Annotated in this window: 3 protein-coding genes; all 3 read left to right on the top strand. The window is 28.4% G+C overall.

The window, feature by feature from the left end; genetic code table 11:
* On the top strand, positions 1-422 hold a 422-nt coding region (locus AYC61_RS21770; protein ID WP_207644245.1), incomplete at its 5' end, for a hypothetical protein.
* A 34-nt stretch (positions 423-456) separates the two neighbouring features.
* A complete protein-coding gene (locus AYC61_RS22150; protein WP_275935267.1) occupies positions 457-582 on the top strand; it encodes a hypothetical protein in 126 nt (41 codons plus the stop codon).
* 1019 nt (positions 583-1601) lie between these two features.
* Complete coding sequence (locus tag AYC61_RS18735; protein WP_066506724.1) at positions 1602-3287, top strand: leucine-rich repeat domain-containing protein; 1686 nt, start codon at positions 1602-1604, stop codon at positions 3285-3287.
* The last annotated feature ends 347 nt before the right edge of the window (positions 3288-3634 follow it).

Raw genomic sequence — 3634 nt, 5'->3', positions numbered from 1 at the left:
TATTTTTAGGAGCTTCGCCATTTGCATTAGGTTTTTTGCTTGATTTTGTAATGAGGAAATTTGATTGGTATGGAATAACTATTTTGATTATTAGTATATTATTTTTTATATATTGGTTTTTTATGGGGTATATTTCTATAAATTATACAAAATCAGTATTAGAATCTATTTTAATTGGAAACAGTTTTGCATTTATTAGTATTATAATAATTATTTTTCAAATGATATTTTTAGGAAGATTTATGTTCAATATATTTGGAATATTGCCCCAGATGTTTTATTTAAATTCTCTTAGGGTTACAAGTATACTGTCCTTATTTATTCCTATTCATAATATGAGTGTAACTTTTGTATTAAGCTTTATATTAATGATAGCAGTATATTATTTTGGATATAACATGAGATTAAAAAAAATACAATAATAATTGATTTGGTAGTTAAATATCTTTAATAGTAATGATTCAGAATGATTCAAATGTTTCTATGATTAGATTAGAGAATAAAAAACACAGAATCAAAGTTGTGTACGGCATATGTCATGTAACTTCTATTAGGATTGTTGGTGGTATATCTTTAGGGTAAAGCGTTGTTAGTTACAATGAAGAAAAATTATGATAATAATAACTCAATGGTATAGGCAAGTATCTGATAATCTTTAATTCACCTACAAAGAAACATCAGATGCTTGCCTAGTTACTTTATTGAATGTAGTGTTTTTTAGTAAAAACTTTGCTAGTCTTTTTTTATGCCTTTTTTAAACAGGATTAGTGCAAAATTAACAAGGAATAAAAGGGTTTGCAAGATAAATGTAGAAATATTATATGTGGATTTGAGTTTTATATAGTAGATAATGTCTATAATTTGAAACTAAATTGGCTCACTCATTTCGGAGTAATCCTTTTGGGAAAAACATTGGTATACTATCTGTTCAATAGTATTATGAAACTAAATATATGAAAAGGGGGATTATTGTATGGAACACTTATTTAAAATTACGGTAGTGCAAGAGTTCTTATGTTATAGAGAGCAGAAATAATTTTAGTTCCAAATGATTGTGGAACAAAAACAGCACAAATTCATGCATTATCTACAAGAGCTTAAGAAAATATGACAGGAGTTGTAATGGTAAATATTCCAGGAGAAAATGCTGGCTGTTCATATGCATTAAGTCCAATTGTGTGGGATAAAGCCGGTAATCCATTAGATACTACAATTGTTTTTTAAAGAAGATACGACAGAGGGTATTTCATAGCAGAATTTGATATAGATAAACTGAGTGATTATCGTAGTCATGAGATGATGGGAAATACATTTAGAAAAAGCAAAGCATATTCAGAATTATTGAATGATGAGGTAAGATAACCATTTATACATAGATGATAGACTTAATATAAAAATAAGTAACACATTACTGTAGAATTAAAGATTTTGTATAAACAGGGAGAGAAGTCTGAAATAGGTAGCAGAAGTAGTCCATTGACCCCCTCGTGATTTGTAGTTAATTGTTTCCCTATGTTAATAGAATAATAAAAAAATCGCTCAAAGCCAACTTGTTTCATTGCGTTTTGTGCCTTGAGTGAAGCGAAAGGATGGATATAACAATGAATAGAAAAATAGTAATAATATCAATAATTGCGATAATAGTGATAGGTTTAGTAGGCATATTAATATATAGTGTAACAGGAGAAAACAAATTAGAGAAAAAACAAGACTTAGAAAATGAATATCTTGAAGAAGGAAAATATGAAGAAGCAATAAAAGCATATAAAGTACTCATAGAAATAGAATCAAATAACATAGAAGCAAGATTGGGACTAGCAGATGCGTATATAGCAATAGAAAAACCAGCAGAAGCGAAAAAAGTTTTAGAAGAAGCAATAGAAATAGATGCTAAAACAATTGAACCATATATTGAACTTAGTGAAATATACATACAGCAAGATAACTATCAAGAAGCAGAAGAAGCATTAAAACAAGCAATAAATATAGACTCAACAAGAGCAGACCTTTATAAAAAGCGAATAGGATTATTTGAAGAAATGAACAAAGAAACAGATGAAATAACAAATCTTATAAAAGAAGCCATGGAAAAAACAGGAGATGAAACATTCCAAAAGCTACTAGATAAGTATATATCAGAAGCACAAGAAGTATCAGTAAAAGATGAAGAGACAGTTAATGAAGAAGTTATACATTTTCCAGATCCGAACTTAGAAGAAGCGATACGTGATGAAATAAATAAACCTTCAGGAAATATATATAAAAGTGATGTTCAAAGAATAAAGGAGTTAGATGCAGGTTTCTGTGGAATAGAAAATATTAGTGGAATAGAGAAATTGACAAATCTAACTCATTTGGACTTACATGGAAATAAAATCAGTGACATAAGAGCAATCTTAGGATTAACAAACCTAACTAAGTTGAACTTAGATAATATTGAAATTAGTGATATAAGCGTAATATCGGGTTTAACAAACCTAACAGAGTTGGAGTTAAGGCGGAATAAAATCAGTGACATAAGAGCAATCTTAGGATTAACAAATCTAACTAGGTTGGATTTAGATGGCAATAAAATTAGTGATATAAGCACAATTTCAGGATTAACAAATCTAACTTATTTGAATTTAGGTGGTAATGAAATTAGAGATGTAAGTGCAATCTCAGATTTGACAAATCTAACTTATTTGGTTTTAAATTGTAATGAAATCAGTAATATAAGTGGGATAGCAGGTTTAAAAAATTTAAATTTATTGGATTTAGGTGGTAATGAAATTAGAGATATAAGTGCAATCTCAGGATTAGCAAATCTAGCTCTATTGGGTCTATCTGACAATGAAATTAGTGATATAAGTGCATTATCAGGATTAACAAATCTAACTGATTTGAGTCTTACTAACAATAAAATTAGAGATATAAGTGCAATAGCAGGATTAACAAATTTAACTAAGTTGTATTTATTTTACAATCGAAACATTGACATAAGTGCAATATCGAGTTTAACAAATTTAACTAATTTGAATTTATACCACTGTAAAATTAGTGATATAAGTGCAATATCGGGGTTAACAAACCTAATAGAGTTACACTTAGAAGACAATGAAATCAGTGACATAAGTGCAATAGCAGGTTTAACAAATTTAACCGAGTTGGATTTAGCTAAAAATGAAATTAGTGATATAAGCGCGATAGCAGGATTAACAAATCTAATTAAGTTGGATTTATGCAAAAATGAAATTACCGATTATAGCCCATTAGACAATTTAACTAATACAGACATATACAAATAAATCTGACAAGGGCACAGGCACTTTGTCAGATACGATTTCCACACCCAGTGGGGACAGGTACTTTTAGGTGCCATTATCACAGGATATAAAATTAATATCTAATAAGATTCAAAAATAACCTATGGGAACAATATAGTCTTAAATTTTTATGTAGATAATTCAAATGTTTAGTATAAAAGATTAAATAACTTGAATATAGGTAAGGTTTCTCCTAACTACAGAGAAAATAAATGGGCTATAGATAACATTGTCAATTAGGTTTTATAGTATTGGTAATGTGTATAAATATAAAGGAGATAAATTATATATGAAGAGATTAAAATTATTATTTTTAGGAGCTTCGCCAT

Origin of the sequence: Abyssisolibacter fermentans (assembly GCF_001559865.1) — a bacterium.
GTDB lineage: Bacteria > Bacillota > Clostridia > Tissierellales > MCWD3 > Abyssisolibacter > Abyssisolibacter fermentans.
The sequence above is the reverse complement of the archived record's forward strand: the minus strand, read 5'-3'. Positions and strand labels throughout refer to the sequence as shown.